The sequence below is a fragment of the Micromonospora sp. WMMD1082 genome (genome assembly GCF_029626175.1).
Classification (GTDB): Bacteria; Actinomycetota; Actinomycetes; order Mycobacteriales; family Micromonosporaceae; genus Micromonospora.
Genome location: NZ_JARUBM010000002.1, coordinates 2079855 through 2094610, shown reverse-complemented (window position 1 = coordinate 2094610; position 14756 = coordinate 2079855). Strand labels below are relative to the sequence as shown.

Annotated in this window: 13 protein-coding genes; 1 reads left to right on the top strand and 12 read right to left on the bottom strand. The window is 71.6% G+C overall.

Features of this window, described 5'->3' with window-relative positions; all coding sequences use genetic code 11:
• Positions 1-38 precede the first annotated feature (38 nt).
• The 6 genes from O7615_RS09885 to O7615_RS09860 form a co-directional block, all read right to left on the bottom strand.
• Positions 39-2429, bottom strand: a complete 2391-nt coding sequence (locus O7615_RS09885) for a glycosyl hydrolase family 8 (RefSeq protein WP_278177092.1) — start codon at positions 2427-2429, stop codon at positions 39-41.
• Between the two features lie 129 nt (positions 2430-2558).
• Complete coding sequence (locus O7615_RS09880; protein WP_278177091.1) at positions 2559-3575, bottom strand: YafY family protein; 1017 nt, start codon at positions 3573-3575, stop codon at positions 2559-2561.
• A 3-nt stretch (positions 3576-3578) separates the two neighbouring features.
• Positions 3579-4229: a response regulator transcription factor gene (locus O7615_RS09875; protein WP_278177090.1), complete on the bottom strand. Its 651-nt coding sequence runs from the start codon at positions 4227-4229 to the stop codon at positions 3579-3581.
• Positions 4226-5626 carry a histidine kinase gene (locus O7615_RS09870; protein WP_278177088.1) on the bottom strand — a complete coding sequence of 467 codons (1401 nt, stop codon included), beginning with the start codon at positions 5624-5626 and terminating at the stop codon, positions 4226-4228. Before O7615_RS09870 ends, O7615_RS09875 begins: the two co-directional genes overlap by 4 nt.
• Before the next feature lie 5 nt (positions 5627-5631).
• Positions 5632-6366, bottom strand: a complete 735-nt coding sequence (locus tag O7615_RS09865; RefSeq protein ID WP_278177086.1) for an ABC transporter permease — start codon at positions 6364-6366, stop codon at positions 5632-5634.
• A 12-nt stretch (positions 6367-6378) separates the two neighbouring features.
• Positions 6379-7287: an ABC transporter ATP-binding protein gene (locus O7615_RS09860; RefSeq protein ID WP_278177085.1), complete on the bottom strand. Its 909-nt coding sequence runs from the start codon at positions 7285-7287 to the stop codon at positions 6379-6381.
• Between the two features lie 148 nt (positions 7288-7435).
• On the opposite strand from O7615_RS09860, the gene O7615_RS09855 reads away from it, so the two are divergent.
• Complete coding sequence (locus O7615_RS09855) at positions 7436-8227, top strand: EI24 domain-containing protein (RefSeq protein WP_278177084.1); 792 nt, start codon at positions 7436-7438, stop codon at positions 8225-8227.
• Here the strand turns inward: O7615_RS09855 and O7615_RS09850 are convergent.
• The 6 genes from O7615_RS09850 to O7615_RS09825 all read right to left on the bottom strand — a co-directional run bounded on the left by O7615_RS09850 (position 8214) and on the right by O7615_RS09825 (position 14661).
• Positions 8214-9152: a GNAT family N-acetyltransferase gene (locus O7615_RS09850; protein ID WP_278177083.1), complete on the bottom strand. Its 939-nt coding sequence runs from the start codon at positions 9150-9152 to the stop codon at positions 8214-8216. The two genes, O7615_RS09855 and O7615_RS09850, sit on opposite strands and share 14 nt — an antisense overlap.
• Before the next feature lie 155 nt (positions 9153-9307).
• Positions 9308-10255 (bottom strand): hypothetical protein, encoded by a 948-nt coding sequence (locus O7615_RS09845; RefSeq protein WP_278182038.1) that lies wholly within the window; start codon positions 10253-10255, stop codon positions 9308-9310.
• Between the two features lie 94 nt (positions 10256-10349).
• Positions 10350-11357 (bottom strand): LacI family DNA-binding transcriptional regulator, encoded by a 1008-nt coding sequence (locus O7615_RS09840; protein ID WP_278177082.1) that lies wholly within the window; start codon positions 11355-11357, stop codon positions 10350-10352.
• Between the two features lie 19 nt (positions 11358-11376).
• A complete protein-coding gene (locus tag O7615_RS09835; protein ID WP_278177081.1) occupies positions 11377-12747 on the bottom strand; it encodes a GH1 family beta-glucosidase in 1371 nt (456 codons plus the stop codon).
• Positions 12744-13577, bottom strand: coding sequence for a carbohydrate ABC transporter permease (locus O7615_RS09830; protein ID WP_278177079.1), 834 nt, complete (start codon positions 13575-13577; stop codon positions 12744-12746). Before O7615_RS09830 ends, O7615_RS09835 begins: the two co-directional genes overlap by 4 nt.
• Positions 13578-13653: 76 nt before the next feature.
• The gene (locus O7615_RS09825) at positions 13654-14661 is read right to left on the bottom strand and encodes a sugar ABC transporter permease (RefSeq protein ID WP_278177078.1); all 1008 of its coding nucleotides are present in this window, start codon (positions 14659-14661) and stop codon (positions 13654-13656) included.
• Between the last annotated feature and the right edge of the window lie 95 nt (positions 14662-14756).

Genomic DNA, 14756 nt, shown 5'->3' with positions numbered 1-14756 from the left:
GTGGCGGCCACACATCGCTGCGCGCGACGAGTCCAGAATCAGGCGGTGAAGGTCAGGTAGTTGATCCGGGCGGCTCCGGTGACGGTGATGTACACGTTGCGCGCCCCGGTCGGCTTCGGGTAGCAGGAGTTGGACTTCAGGTGCCAGGTCCCGTTGCCGTCGGGATACACGGTGCAGGCCGGCGAGGCGGTGGTGCTGCCGAGGCGGACCTGGATGTTGGCGCCGGGCACCGAGGTGGCCACCCGGAACTGCACCCTGGCCGCCCCGCCGGACCCGAACTCGACGTTGTTGAGCACGATGTAGCTGCCAGAACCGGAGAAGTCGACGGCCGTCCCGCCGTCGACCGACACGATGCTGACGCCGGAACCGGTGTCGTACGACTCGGCCTCGACCTGGCCGTAGGCGTCGCGGTTGCCGGTGCCGGATCCCGAGGCGGTGGCGGTGGCCTCGGCGGACCAGGCCGAGTCGCCGGCCCCGTTGCGGGCGCGTACCCGGTAGCTGTACTGGGTGCCGGCGGTCACCGAGGTGTCGGTGTAGCTGGTGCTGTTCGCTCCGGGCGTGGCGAGTTGGCTCCACGCGCCGGCTCCGGCGCGTCGTTCGATCACGAACCCGGTCTCGTTACCGGAGTTGTCCCGCCAGGTCAGCGCGATCTGCCCGCCGGACGCGGTGGCGGTCAGCCCACTGGGGGCGCTGGGCACCTGGGGGTCGGGCCCGCCACCGCTGGGCTGGTAGATGCGGAAGTTGCCGCTGGCGTGCAGCAGTGCCATGAAGTTCAGCAGACCGTCGTAGTAGCGGTACTGGCCGGTGGAGGGTTGCAGGTTCCACAGCGCCTCGACGAACTTCCACGCCCGCACGTTGGTCGCGGACAGCGACGCGGCGCCGTTCGATGCGATGAGCCCGGGTGAGCGGTCCGTGGACAGCGGACTGCCGGCCAACGAGTACTGGTTGACGTAGGCGTTGACGCCCTGCGACTCGAAGAAGCTCTGCATCCGGTCGGTGCGGGTCCTCGCGTTGGTATCGGCGGCCCACCAGGCGTAGTCGACAGCCCAGTTGACCGAGGTCCGCCAGGCGTCGAAGCGGAAGTCCCCGTGGTTGCCGGTGTTGTTCGGCGTACCGTTGAACTCGGCGTAGTCCGGGTTCAGGCCCGTGGTGGGGTGGGTGGACTGGGTGAAGAAGAGCCGGCTGCGGGCGGCGGCGTCGCGCCAGAACTGTCGGTCGGCGGCCTGGTTGCCGTTCCAGCCGGACGCCCAGCGGGCCCACAGTTCGTAGAAGGCCGGCAGGTGGTACGACGGGTCGGAGAACGTCGCGGCATTGGCGTACGGCACGAAGACGATCATCTTCTCGGTGCGGTTGAACATGTTCGTGACGCTGTCGACGACACCGCCGTTGATGTCCTCCTTGTGCAGCATGTCGTTGAGGATGGCGTTGGCCTCGGCGGTGTAGTGGTAGATGCCGGACCCGTTGCCCCACCGGTGGCCGGCGAAGAACAGTGCCGTGGCGAAGTACTCCTCACCGTCCGAGGCGGGGTTGTTGTCCCGGCACGACCCGCTGTAGTTGGCCTGCCAGCAGAAGTAGCCGGCGCGGGCCCCGGACTTGTGCTGCATGTAGGTCTTGGCCCAGTTCCACAGGGCGTCGAACTCGGCCCTCTTGTTCATCTGGACGGCGATCATCATGCCGTAGCTCATGCCCTCGGAGCGCACGTCGTCGTTGCCCGTGTCCTTGATGTACGCGAGCGCGCCGTTGCTGTTTGACCCGGCCGGGTAGTACAACCGCCTGGTGTCGTCGGTGCCGGTGAAGAAGTGGTTCCAGTAGGTGTTGAGCTTGGCGGAGACGGCGGAGGGGGTGAGCGACGAGTCCCACTCCGTGAAGAGGTTGCGGTACACCCCGCTGGCGAAGGCGCCGGTGGACGGGGGATTCGGCGCGGGCGGCGGTGCCGGGGTAGCTCCCACGTAGTACAGCTCGAAGTAATCGACGTACGTGTCGTTCTGGCCGTTGTCGGTCTCCAGCCTGAGTCGGATCTCCTGGGATCCGCCCGTGGCGAGGTCGAACACCGCCGACTGGGACGTGAACGACGTGCCGCTGAAGGCGAGGGCGGCAACCTTCGCGCCGCCCACCAGCACGCTGATCCCGGCCGTGTTGTTGGCGCTGGACGCGCCGCGAACCGTGATGCTGAACCGGCCCGCCTGGCCGAACACGTAGGACGTGTACGTGCTGTCGTTGTTGCAGTAGTAGACGGCCCGGGTGGCCTCCAGGCTGGTGCAGCCGCCGCCGTTCGTCATGGCCTCGGCCTGCACGGTGGTCAGGAGCGTGGCCGCCTGGGCGGGCCGGGCGTCCAACGGGATGGCCGCGGCAAGGGCCACGACGAGCACGGCGACAAGGCCGGAACGGACGAGTGACGAGCGTGCGGCTCGACCTGGGTGCGGGACCACCGGGACCTCCCTGGGGCAGGGGTGCTTCGGACGACGCGGGGCAGGCTGCGCGGAGGAGTGGTCCGCGGCGGCGTCCGACATCACTTGGGACCCTTGTGGAGGGATTATTGGGCGGCCCAACGAGTCACGTCAATAAATTCTCGGAAATGTTTCCGAAACATCGGGGCCGGCGTCGTCGGCGGAATACCGCGCGGCGGCCCGTGCCGTCGCCTCGGCCAGCCGCGCCCGCAGCTCGGGCGGGTCGAGCACCTCCACCTCCGGCCCCAGCCCGAGCAGCTGGGTGTACGCCACCTCGACGGACTCGACGGGCAGCCGGGTCGTCACCCAGCCCTGCCCGTCGGGTCCACCCGCGGCGGCGACCGCCTCCGCGTACCCGAACGGGATCTCGGCGAGGTGCCGGAGCCGGCGCAGGCCGGCGGGGCTCAGCCGCAGCGTCACCTCGGCCCGCAGCATGCCCCGCAGGAACGATTCGGCCTGTGCCCGCCAGTACCCGGCCAGGTCGAAGTCCGGCTCCCGGTCGAAGGTCTCCTCGTGTGCCTCGACCGCGTCGACCCGGTCCACCCGGTAGGTGCGCAGGTCGTCGCCGACCCGGCCGACGAGATACCAGGTCCCGCTCTTGAGGATCAGGCCGTAGGGCAGGACCCGCCGGGTGACCTCCCGATCCCCGCGCCGGTAGCGGATCGTCACCACCTGGTCCCGCCAGATCGCGCCGGCCAGCTCGGCCAGCCACGTCGGCGGGGCGGACCGGGCGTACCAGCCCGGCACGTCGAGGTGGAAGCGTTGCCCGGTCCGGGCCGGCGCGTCCCGCAGGCTCGGCGGCAGCGCCGCGAGGACCTTCAGCTCGGCCGCCGCGACCGCGTCGGCCAGCCCCATGTCACCGGCCGGGCCGGGCAGGCCGGCGAGGAAGAGCGCCTCCGCCTCGTCCCGCGTCATCCCGGTCAGCCGGGTCCGGTACCCGCCGAGCAACCGGTAGCCGCCGGCCCGCCCCCGGTCGGCGTAGACCGGCACACCGGCGGCGGAGAGCGCCAGCACGTCCCGGTAGATCGTCCGCTCGGAGACCTCCAGCTCCCGGGCCAGCTCCGCCGCCGTCAGCGCCTCCCGGGCCTGCAACAGCAGCAGCAACGAGATCAGCCGCGACGCGCGCACCGTTCACCGCCCGCCGGGGGTGAGCAGGCCCCGGTCGTACGCGGCGGCCACCGCGGCGGCCCGGTCGTTCACGCCCAGCTTGGCGTACACGTGCAGCAGGTGGGTCTTGACCGTGGCCTCGCTGATGAACAGCCGGGCGGCGGCCTCGCGGTTCGACGAGCCGCGCGCCACCAGGGTGAGCACCTCCAGCTCGCGCTGGCTGAGCGGCTCCTCCGCCGGCTGCCGGGGTGCCCGCAGGCGCCCCATCAGCCGGCCGGCCACGCTGGGCGAGAGCACCGACTCGCCCCGGGCGGCGGCCCGCACCGCCCGGACCAGCTCGTCGCGGGGCGCGTCCTTGAGCAGGTAACCGGTGGCGCCGGCCTCGATTGCCGGCAGCACGTCCGCATCCGTGTCGTACGTGGTCAGCACCAGCACCCGGCAGGTGCCGCCGGAGCGGGTCAGCCGGCCGGTCGCGGTCACCCCGTCCATCCCCGGCATCCGCAGGTCCATCAGCACCACGTCCGGGCGCAGCGCCTCGGCCAGGGCCAGCGCCTCGGCCCCGTCCGCCGCCTCGCCGACCACCTCGAAGCCGGGGTCGCCGGTGAACATGCCGCGCAGACCGTCCCGGACCACCGGGTGGTCGTCGACGATCAGCAGCCGTACCGAGTCGGTCAACCGGCACCTCCGGGCAGCGCCGGCACCGACGCCGAGATGGCGGTGCCCTCGCCCGGTTCGGACTCGACGGCGAGCTGACCGCCGACCCGGGCCACCCGCTGCCGCATGACGGTCAGACCGTAGCCGCCGTCCGGCTCCCGCACCACCGGCCCGTGGCGGTCGCCTGCGTCGGCGTGGCTGCCGTTGGCGTGGTTCCCGCCGGCGGGCTCTCCGAGAACGCGGTCCCCGTTGGTGGCGTCGAAACCGGAACCGTCGTCGCGGACGTCCAGGGTGACCACGTCCGACATGTACGACAGGGTCAGCCCGACCCGGGTCGCCGCGGCGTGCCGGGCCACGTTGGCCAGCGCCTCCTGGGCGGCGCGCAGCAGGGTCACCTCGATCTCCGGGTGCAGCGGGCGCGGCGTGCCGGTGGTGCTGACGCTGGCCGCCACCCCGTGCAGCGCCGACCAGCGCCCGCCCAGCTCGGCGAGGGCGTCGGGCAGCCGGGCGGTCTCCAGCGACTCGGGGCGGACGGCGCGCACCGACCGGCGGGCCTCGGTGAGGCTCTCCCGCGCCAGGCCCAGCGCGTTGTCCACGTGCCGGCGCCAGTCGGCCGAGCGGTCCCGGGACTGCTCGGCCGCCTCCAGTTGGGTGATGATCCCGGTCAACCCCTGGGCCAGGGTGTCGTGGATCTCGCGGGCCATCCGCTGCCGCTCGTCCAGCACGCCGGCCTCCCGGGCCTGGGTGATGAGCTGCGCGTGCAGCCCGTCGTTCTCCTGGATCGTCTCGGCGAGCTGGCGGTTGGTGGCGGCGAGTTCCGCCACCAACCGCTTGCGCTTGGCGTCCTCCCGTTCGCTGACGAGGTTGAACCAGCTCACCGCGCCGGCCAGGAACAGGTTGATCAGCACCAACACCAGCCAGAGCGACCAGTGTGACCACGAGGACGGCACACCGCCGCCCTGTGCGGTGGCGACCAGGACGGCGGTGGCGGCCATGCCGACGAACCGCCATCGCCCGTACAGCACGAGGAAGGCGTGGAGGAATCCAACCCAGGCGAAGAAGCCATACCACGGGCTCGCAGCCACCAGGACGGCGGCGAAGGTGAGCAGCCCCACGTAGTAGATCGCCATCGACCTGCGCCGCCCCTGCCACTGCGGGTGCATGACGACGAACCAGGCGATCCAGCAGGCGGTCACCGCGGCGATGACCAGGGTGGGCAGCATGGGCAGACCCCTGGGTGCCGGCGCGAAGGTGGCCAGCAGCGATCCCACGAGCAGCCCGCCGAAGGGCAGCACCCGGTGGAAACGCGCCTCCCGCGCCCGCCAGTTGGCCAGCCGGTCGTCGTCGGTGGGCAGCGTGTCCTCGCGGCTTGCCGTCGAGTCGCGTCCGCCGCTGGTCATCCCGTCCCCGCTCGCCATCCTCTTCACTCCCAGCGGAACAGTTTCGCCGCTCCGGCGCCGGCCGCCACGGCGGTCACCGCCATTATCCCCAGGTGCAGCGGGTGCGGTGCGGTGCCGGTCCAGGCGTCGAGCAGCGCCTGCACACCCGGCGGCGTGTAGGCGCCGACGTTGGCCAGGAAGTCGGGCAACAGGAACCTCGGGAGGTACACCCCGCCGAAGAACATGATCACCATGAACACCGGTACGGCCAGCGCCTGGGCCGCCTTGGCAGTCGGGGCGACCGCCGCGACCAGCAGGCCGAGCGCGAGCAGCGCCGCCGTACCGAGGACGAGGGCCGCCGCGAACCCGAGCGGATGCTGCGGCAGCGGGGAGCCGAACGCCAGCCGGGCGACCACGGCGAGGAGCACGGCGCCGGCCAGGATCCCGACCAGGGCGAGGACGAGCTGAGCGGTCAACAGCGCCAGGGGACTGGCCGGCGTGGTGGCCAGCCGACGGAGGATGCCGCGTTCCCGGTAGGTGGCCAGCACGGTGGGCAGGGCGTTGATCCCGACCATCGCCAGCGAGATCACCAGCAGCGAGGGGGTGAAGTAGGTGACGAAGGACTGCCCGCCGAAGGTCGGGTCGGGCTCGCGGAGCGCGGGAATGAGCCCGAGCACCACCAGGATCAGCGTGGGCAGGCCGATGGTGAGCAGCAGTGTCGGGATGTCCCGCAGGTAGAGCTTCGCCTCAGTCTTGAGGATCTGGCCGAAGGCGTGCATCGTGTTTCCCCCTCAGTCGGTGAGCCGGTGCCCGGTCAGCTCGACGAACGCGTCGTCCAGCGTGGCCTGCTCCAGCCGCAGGTCGGCGGCGATGATCTGGTTGCGGGCGAGCACCGAGGTGACCGCGTGCAGCACGTCGCCGGTGCCGGTCACCACCACCTGCGCGCCGCTGCGGGTCACCGCGCTCACCTGCGGCAGGTCGGCGAGGAGCCGGTCGTCCATCGGTGCGGACGGCCGGAACCGGATCCGCTGCTCCGGCGCCACGGCCGTGACCAGCCCGGCCGGGCTGTCCAGGGCCACCACCCGGCCCCGGTCGATCACGGCCAGCCGGTCGCAGAGCCGCTCGGCCTCCTCCATGAAGTGGGTGACCAGCACGATCGTCACCCCGCTGTCCCGTACCCGCTCGATCAACCCCCAGGTGTCCCGCCGGGCCTGCGGGTCCAGTCCGGTGGTCAGCTCGTCCAGGATGGCGATCTTCGGGCTGCCGATCAGGGCCAGCGCGATGGAGAGCCGCTGCTTCTGGCCGCCGGAGAGCTTGTCGTACGGGGTGTTCCGCTTCTCGCCGAGCCCCAGCTCGTCGATCAGCCGGGCCGGGTCGGCCGGGTCGCGGTAGAACGATGCGTAGAGATCCAGCGCCTCCGCGACCCGGAGCCGGTCGGGCAGCTGGCTCTCCTGGAGCTGCACTCCCACCAGCTGGCGCAGTCGGGCGGCGTCCCGGCGAGGGTCGAGCCCGAGGACCGACACCTCGCCCCCGTCGGGGACGCGGAGCCCCGCGATGCACTCCACCGTGGTGGTCTTGCCGGCGCCGTTCGGGCCGAGCACACCGAAGATCTCTCCGGTCTCGACGGCGAACGACACGTCGTCCACCGCCACCGTCTCGCCGTACCGCTTGTGCAGGTTGGTCACCTCGATGACCGGCATGGCGTCGCCTTTCGCCGTTGCGTCTCGTGTACCTGTCCAGGGTCGCGAGGGCACGCCTCCGGCGAATCGACCAGCCGTAGGTGATCTTCGCCGTCGCCGGTTGACCCGGCGGATCCGTCAACCGGTTGATGCGGCCTACGCTTTCGGCGTGAACGCTTCCGGGATCCCCGGCACCGCCACCAGCGCGGCCCGCCGGTTCGCCGCCGGCGCCGCCCTCCTGCTGCGCGGCATCGGTCTGTACGTCCGCAGTCCCGGTCTGATGCTGCTCGGCGTGGTACCAGCGCTGATCTCCGGGGCGATCTTCCTTACCGCGTACGCCATCCTGGTCTTCTTCGTCGGCGACCTGGCCGTCGCGGCGACGCCCTTCGCCGACGACTGGCCGGCGGCGGCGCGCAGCGCGGTCCGGGTGATCGCCGCGCTGGCGTTCCTCGGGCTCGGCGGCCTGCTCACGGTGCTCACCTTCACGGCGGTCACCCTGGTCATCGGCGACCCGTTCTACGAGAAGATCTCCGAGCGGGTGGAGCGGCGGTACGGCGGCACGCCGGACGCGGTCGAGGTCCCGTTCTGGCCGTCGCTGCGCCGCAGCGCCGCCGACTCGGTCCGCCTGGTGGCCCTGGCGGCGCTGGTCGGCATCCCGCTCTTCGCGGCCGGCTTCATTCCGCTGATCGGGCAGACCGTGGTGCCGGTGGTCGGCGCGGCGGTGGGCGGCTGGCTGCTTGCCGTGGAACTGGTCGGCGCACCCTTCTACCGGCGCGGCAAGCGGCTGCGGGAACGCCGGGCCGCGTTGACGGCGGACCGCCCCACCGCGCTCGGCTTCGGGGTGGCGGTCTTCGTCTGCTTCCTGATCCCGCTCGGCGCCGTCCTGCTGATGCCGGCGGCGGTGGCCGGCGCCACGTTGCTGGCCCGCCGCTCACTCGGCCAACCCATCACGGAGGACTGACGGTCGGCCTCAGCTCGCGTACGCAGGACCACTGGCTGGCCACCTGCCGGTACCCGAGCCGGGTGTTGATCGCCAGCATCGGTGCGTTCGCCTCGTCGTTCCCGGTGTACGCCACGGTGATGCCGCGCGCTGCCGCCCGGTGCAGCGCGGCGAGCTTCACCAACCGGGCCAGCCCTCGCCCTCGGTGCTCCGGCACGGTGCCGGTGTAGTCCGTCCACATCCGCTCGCCGTCCCGCTTCACCAGGCTGATCGCGGCCAGTACGCCGCCGACCTCGGCGCCCATGCTGGCCTCCCGGTCCAGGCCGACGTTGTCCCAGGTGCCGGCGCACCAGTGGTCGTAGCCGATCGCACCGGAGGCCACGACGCCCGGCTCGTCGGCGCTGGCCAGCACGTCCACCCGGTGCACCTGGCGCGGATCGGCCTCGGCCAGCGAAAGCAGCCGGACGCCGTCGGGAGTCTCCGGCAGCGGCGGCAGCGCGTGCAGGTCCAGGGCCGAGAAGCGCTCCTGACGACTCGGCGCGAAGCCGTGCCGGCGGGCGAAGGGCAGCGCCTCCGGCAGCGCGCGTCCGTGCAGCCGGTCCAGGTCGAGCGGGGCAAGGTGCTCCAGCGCCCTGGCCAGCAGCGCGGCCCCGATGCCGCGCCGCCGTTGGTCGGGATGGACGTGCAGCAGCGAGACCTCGCCGACCGCCTCGGTCGTGTGCTCGTTGCGGGACGCCGAGACCCAGCCGATTATCTTCCCGTCGACCTCGGCGACGAAGCCGGCCCAGTGCAGACCCGGCGTCGGCGTGGCGATCATCTGCCGGGTGGATGCGACCCCGCGTACCAGAAAGGGCAGCACGAGCGTACGCAGCGCCACCACCGCTTGCGCGTCGTCGGGCTCTGCGGGACGGATGGACGCGGATGGACGCCTGGCCGGATTCGACATGCGCCGCAGGCTAGTCCGCACGGGCCCGTTGCCGCGCCGCCTTTTCCCGCGCGACGCCGTACCGACCCTCGACCATGCTTTGGGTGCGTTTCTTGTCACTGGGGCAACAAGAAACGCACCCAAAGGCAACAGCCGGCCCGGTCGGGGAGAGGAGGTCAGGCTGACCAGCCGGCAGCCGTCAGCGCGGCGCGGAGTTGGGCGGCCACCTCGTCGGGGCGATGGCGGATGTCGAAGGCGGTGAACCGGAGGATGCGGTCGCCGTCGATCCAGACGCGGTTCTGCCGGCGCAGGTCGGCCGCCCAGTGCCGGACATCCATGTGGTGCCCGCCGTCGACCTCCACGTGCAGCGACCACTGCGGCCAGTACGCGTCCAGATAGCGCACCCGCCCGTCGGTGTCCCGCCGCCGCTGCTGCGCCTGCGGTGCCGGCAGCCCGTACCGCCGGCAGAGCCGGACCAGGTCGATCTCGGAGAGCGCCTCCGCGCCGCCGGCGATGTCCCGCAACGTCTCCCGAATCACCGCCCGCCGCCGCGCCCGAGACAGCCGCTCCAGCACCGCGCCGATCTCCGCCGGGGTCGTCCGCCGCTGCTGGCAGCCGGCCGCGAGGATCTGCTGCGCCTGCTCGTCGGTACGCGCCCACTGCGCCGCGTCCACCAGGGACCGTGCCATCGAGGTGCGGTCGGGTCGGCCCCGCTGCCGGTCCTCGGCCGGCAGATGCCGGACCCGGCGTACCCGAACCGCCGGCAGGCCGAGCGGCAACCGGCGCAGCAGGTCTGCCTGCCGGCGGCGGTGCGGGACCAGCACATCGACGGTCTCGTACCGCCAGTTGCCCCGCAGCCCTCCGGCGTTCGCCGCCGCCAGCCCGGCGAGCGCCGCGCCCGGCCCGGCGGCGAGCACCGCCACCCACCAGGCTTGCTCCGGCCGGTACGGCCCGCCGGGCGGCCCGGCCCGCAGGACACCCCGGCACACCCGCCCCCACCGCTCGGTCGCCAGCAGGTGACGCACCCTCGCCGGCGTCAGCTCAGCCGTCGCCTGCGCCCAGCTGAGCACCCCGGACTGCTCGAACAGCAGCCACTCCAACCGGTCCGCGTCGTCCCTCGGCATCCGCACCGATCGATTGCACCGCAGTTGTGGGTGCATCTGTTGTCGCCAGGGTGACAAGAAACGCACCCAAAGCAAGGGGCTCAACGAGGCGCCCTCAGGCGGAGTCGCGGATGATCAGCTCGGTGGGGAGGATGAGGGCCGGCTCGACCTGCTCGCCGGCGGCGAGACGGAGCAGCAGTCGGGTGCCCTGCCGGCCGAGTTCCACGATCGGTTGGCGGACGGTGGTCAGCGGCGGGTCGGTGTACGCGGCGGTCTCGATGTCGTCGAAACCGATTACTGCCACGTCTTCCGGCACCCGCCGTCCCGCCTCCCGCAGCGTACGCAGGGCGGCGTGTGCCATCAGGTCCGACGCGGCGAAGACGGCGTCCAGGTCGGGGTGGGCGGCGAGCAGCTGGCGCATCGCCGCCGCACCGGACTCGCGGGTGAAGTCGCCGACCGCCACCATCTCGGGCAGCCCGGCGGCGGCCACCGTGTCCCGGTAGCCGGCCAGCCGCTCGATGCCGGCGACCATGTCCTGCGGCCCGGCGATGGTGGCGATCCGGCGTCGCCCGCCGTCGATCAGGTGTCGCACCGCCAGGGTGACGCCGCCGACCTGGTCGACGTCGATGTACGGCACGTGCGCCCCGTCGAGGGGCCGGCCGCTGCACACCACCGGGATGCCGAGCGCGGCCAGCCGGGCGGGCAGCGGGTCGGCACCGTGCAGCGAGGCGAAGAGCACCCCGTCGACGTGCCGGCCGGTGGTGTACCGCTCGACCCGTTCGTGCCCGGCCGGCGAACCGGCCAGCATCAGCACCAGCTGCTTGTCGGCGGCCTCCAACTCCTGCGCCGCACCCCGGATGATCCCGGGAAAGACCTGGTCGTCGGAGAAGACCCGGGTGGCCTCCTCCGGCATCACCAGGGCGATCGAGTCGGTCCGCTGGGTGACGAGGGTGCGTGCGGCCAGGTTCGGCACGTACCCCAACTCGGCGACCGCCTGGCGGACCGCCTCCTGGATCGGCTCGGCGACCGTGGTCGAGCCGTTGACCACCCGGGAGACGGTGGCCCGGGACACACCGGCCCGTCGTGCCACCGCCTCCAGAGTGGGCCGTTGCGCCCCCGTCATAGGAGTTACCACCACCTCGTCACAGCCCGTTCCGGGAGATCACCTCCTGGTACCACCGGGCGCTGGATTTCGGTGTACGCCGTTGGGTGAGGTAGTCGACGTGCACGATGCCGAATCGCTTGCCGTACCCCTCGGCCCACTCGAAGTTGTCCAGCAATGACCATACGAGATAGCCGCGCAGGTCGACGCCCCGGGCGATCGCCTCGTGCGCGGCGCGCAGGTGGCCGTCGAGGTAGGCGATCCGGTCGGTGTCCTGCATCGGGCTGGTCACGTCCGCGGCGGCCTTGTCCGGGAAGGCGGCGCCGTTCTCGGTGATCAGCAGCGGCACCGCGGGATAGTCGGTGGCGATGCGCTCCAGCAGCCGGGTCAGCCCCGCCGGCTCGATCATCCAACCCATGTCGGTCAGCGGCCCGACCGGCGCCAGGAACTCCACCGCGCCCTCGGTGCCCGGGTACGCGCTGCCACCGGCGCCGTCCGGCCGCCCGGCCACGTACGTCGGCGCATAGAAGTTGATCCCGAGCAGGTCGATCGGCGCGGCGATGATCTTCTCGTCGCCGTCCTGTACGAACGCCGGATCGACGATCCGGGCCACGTGTTCGCGGACGTCCTCCGGGTAGCCGCCGACCAGCAGCGGGTCGAGGAAGATCCGGTTGTGTAGCCCGTCGACCAGGCGTACCGCGGCGGCGTCGGCCGCGCTGTTCGGGTCGGCGGGGCGTACGTCGGCTGGGTTCACCGTGACACCGACGCGGCCGGCGCCGCCCGCGCGCAGCGCCTGCACGGCCAGGCCGTGCGCGAGCAGCAGATGGTGTACGGCGGTGAAGGCCGCGCCCGGGTCCTGCACCCCGGGTGCGTGCACCCCGTTGCCGTAACCGAGGTAGGCCGAGCACCACGGTTCGTTGAGCGTCGTCCAGGTGCCGATCCGGTCGCCGAGGCGGGCGTACACGGCGGAGGCGTAGGTGGCGAAGTGCTCCGCGGTCTCCCGGCTGGTCCAGCCACCGCGATCCTGCAACGTCTGCGGCAGGTCCCAGTGGTAAAGGGTGATGATCGGGTCGATGCCCCGACCCAGCAGCGCGTCGGTCAGCCGGTCGTAGAAGTCCAGGCCGCGCGGGTTCACCGGCCCGCTGCCGTCCGGCTGGATCCGGGGCCAGGACACCGAGAAGCGGTACGCCTGCAACCCCAGCTCGGCCATCAGCGCGACGTCGTCGGCGTACCGGTGGTAGTGGTCGCAGGCGACGTCGCCGGTGTGCCCGGCGTGCACCCTGCCGGGGGTACGGCTGAAGGTGTCCCAGATCGATTCGCCGCGCCCGTCGTCGCGGGCCGCCCCCTCGATCTGGTACGCCGCGGTGGCCGCACCCCAGAGAAAGTTGTCGGGAAATCGGAGCTCAGTCACGCCTTGACCGCACCTTCCATGATCCCGCCGATGATCTGGCGGCCGAACAGGACGAAAACCAGCAGCAGTGGCAGCGTGGCGATGGCCGTTCCGGTGAAGACCTGGGACATGTCCTGGTAGTAGCCGTCGGACAGGGCCCGCAGCGACAGCTGCACGGTGGGATTCGCCGGATCGTTGAGCACAGCGTACGGCCAGAGGAAGTCGTTCCAGGTGGTCATGAAGGTGAGCAGCCCCAGCACGGCGGCGGCCGGCCGCAGCGCGGGCACCACCACGTTCCAGTAGATCCGGGCGGTGCCGCAGCCGTCCACCCGGGCCGCCTCGATCAGCTCGTTGCTGACCGCCTGGCCGGCGTACTGCCGCATCATGAACACCCCGAACCCGGTGACCAGCGCGGGCAGGATGACCGCGGGCAGCCGGTCGCTGAGGTTCAGCTTGGTCATCAGGATGTACAACGGGATGATGCCGAGCTGGGTGGGCACCATCATCGTCGCGATGATGACCATCAGGAGTACGTTGCGGCCCCGGAAGCGCAGCTTCGCGAACGCGAATCCGGCCAGGGTGGAGAAGAACACCACCGAGACGGTGACCACGGTCGACACGATCGCCGAGTTGATCAGGCCGGTCAGGAAGTACGCGTCGGTGTTGGCGAACAGCCGGGAGATGTTGGCGCCGAGGTTGCCGCCGGGGGTCACCGGCGGCGGCAACTGCCCCATCGCGTCGCTGGAGCGGCTGGCCACCACGAACATCCAGTAGATCGGGAAGAGCGACATGACCACGGCGGCGATCAGCGCGCCGTACGTCAGGGGGCTGGCCCGCCACAGCTTGCTCATCGCGCCACCTCGCTTCGCTCGGCGCCGCGACGAGGAACCAGGGCGCCGAGCCGGATGACTCGCTCGCTGCGCTCGCTCATCGGGAGCCTCCCTTCCGCCGGCCGACGTCCGGCTTGGCACCGGCGCCGAGCCGGCGGATGATCAGTACGTTGATCGCCGCCACGATGGCGATCAGGGCGAAGAGCAGCCAGGCGACCGCCGAGCCGTAGCCGAAGTTGTAGTAGGGCGCGAAGGCGTTCTCGAACATGTACATGGTCATCGTCTGTGACTCGCGCAGCGGTCCGCCCCGGATCGGGTTGGTGCCGGAGTGGAACAGCCGGGGCTCGGTGAAGAGTTGAAGCCCGCCGATGGTGGAGATGATGGTGCAGAAGATGATCGTCGGCTTGAGCAGCGGCACGGTGATGGTCCAGAACTGCCGGGCCCGGTTCGCGCCGTCGATCGCGGCGGCCTCGTAGAGGTCGCGGGGGATGGCCTGCATGGCGGCCAGGAAGATCAGCGCGTTGTAGCCGGTCCACCGCCAGTCGACCATGGCCGAGATGGCCACCCAGGAGGCGAACCGGTCGGTCTTCCACCCGATCGGGTCGACGCCGACCAGGTCGAGCATCCAGTTGACCATGCCGAACTCGCGGCCGAACAGCACCCCGAACACGATCGCCACGGCGGCGGTCGAGGTGACGTTGGGGACCAGCACGGCCATCCGCCAGCCGGTCCGGAACCGCAGGTGCCGGTTGAGCATGTTGGCCAGCCAGAGCGCCAGGAGCAGCTGCGGCACGGTGCTGATGACGAAGATGCCGAGGGTGTTGACCACCGAGTGCCAGAAGTCGCCGTCGACCAGGAGCCGGGTGTAGTTCTCGGCGCCGACGAAGGTCGGGTTGCTGCCGAGCAGGTCCCAGTCGTGCAGCGAAACCCAGAAGGTGTACGCCAGCGGCCACGCCCCGAAGATCGCGAAGATCACGAAGAACGGGGCGATGTAGAGGTAGGGCGAGTACTTCGCGTCGATCCGGCTCAGCCGGCCGGCCCGGGACGGGCGGGTGCCACGCGGTGCCGGTGTGGCCGGCGGTCGCGCGTCGAGCTGCAACGCCATGAGCCGTTGACTCCTTTCCACGCCCCCGATCCCGCGCCGATCCAGGGTGGGTCGCCGCGACGCGCCGTGCGTACGCGGTGGACCCTGGACCGGCG

Bases quoted from the DNA above. Each gene is read 5' to 3' on its own strand.
- O7615_RS09825 (WP_278177078.1), bottom strand. From the start codon at position 14,661: ATGGCGTTGCAGCTCGACGCGCGACCGCCGGCCACACCGGCACCGCGT.
- O7615_RS09865 (WP_278177086.1), bottom strand. From the start codon at position 6,366: ATGCACGCCTTCGGCCAGATCCTCAAGACTGAGGCGAAGCTCTACCTG.
- O7615_RS09860 (WP_278177085.1), bottom strand. From the start codon at position 7,287: ATGCCGGTCATCGAGGTGACCAACCTGCACAAGCGGTACGGCGAGACG.
- O7615_RS09840 (WP_278177082.1), bottom strand. From the start codon at position 11,357: ATGACGGGGGCGCAACGGCCCACTCTGGAGGCGGTGGCACGACGGGCC.
- O7615_RS09850 (WP_278177083.1), bottom strand. From the start codon at position 9,152: ATGTCGAATCCGGCCAGGCGTCCATCCGCGTCCATCCGTCCCGCAGAG.
- O7615_RS09845 (WP_278182038.1), bottom strand. From the start codon at position 10,255: ATGCCGAGGGACGACGCGGACCGGTTGGAGTGGCTGCTGTTCGAGCAG.
- O7615_RS09870 (WP_278177088.1), bottom strand. From the start codon at position 5,626: ATGGCGAGCGGGGACGGGATGACCAGCGGCGGACGCGACTCGACGGCA.
- O7615_RS09830 (WP_278177079.1), bottom strand. From the start codon at position 13,577: ATGAGCAAGCTGTGGCGGGCCAGCCCCCTGACGTACGGCGCGCTGATC.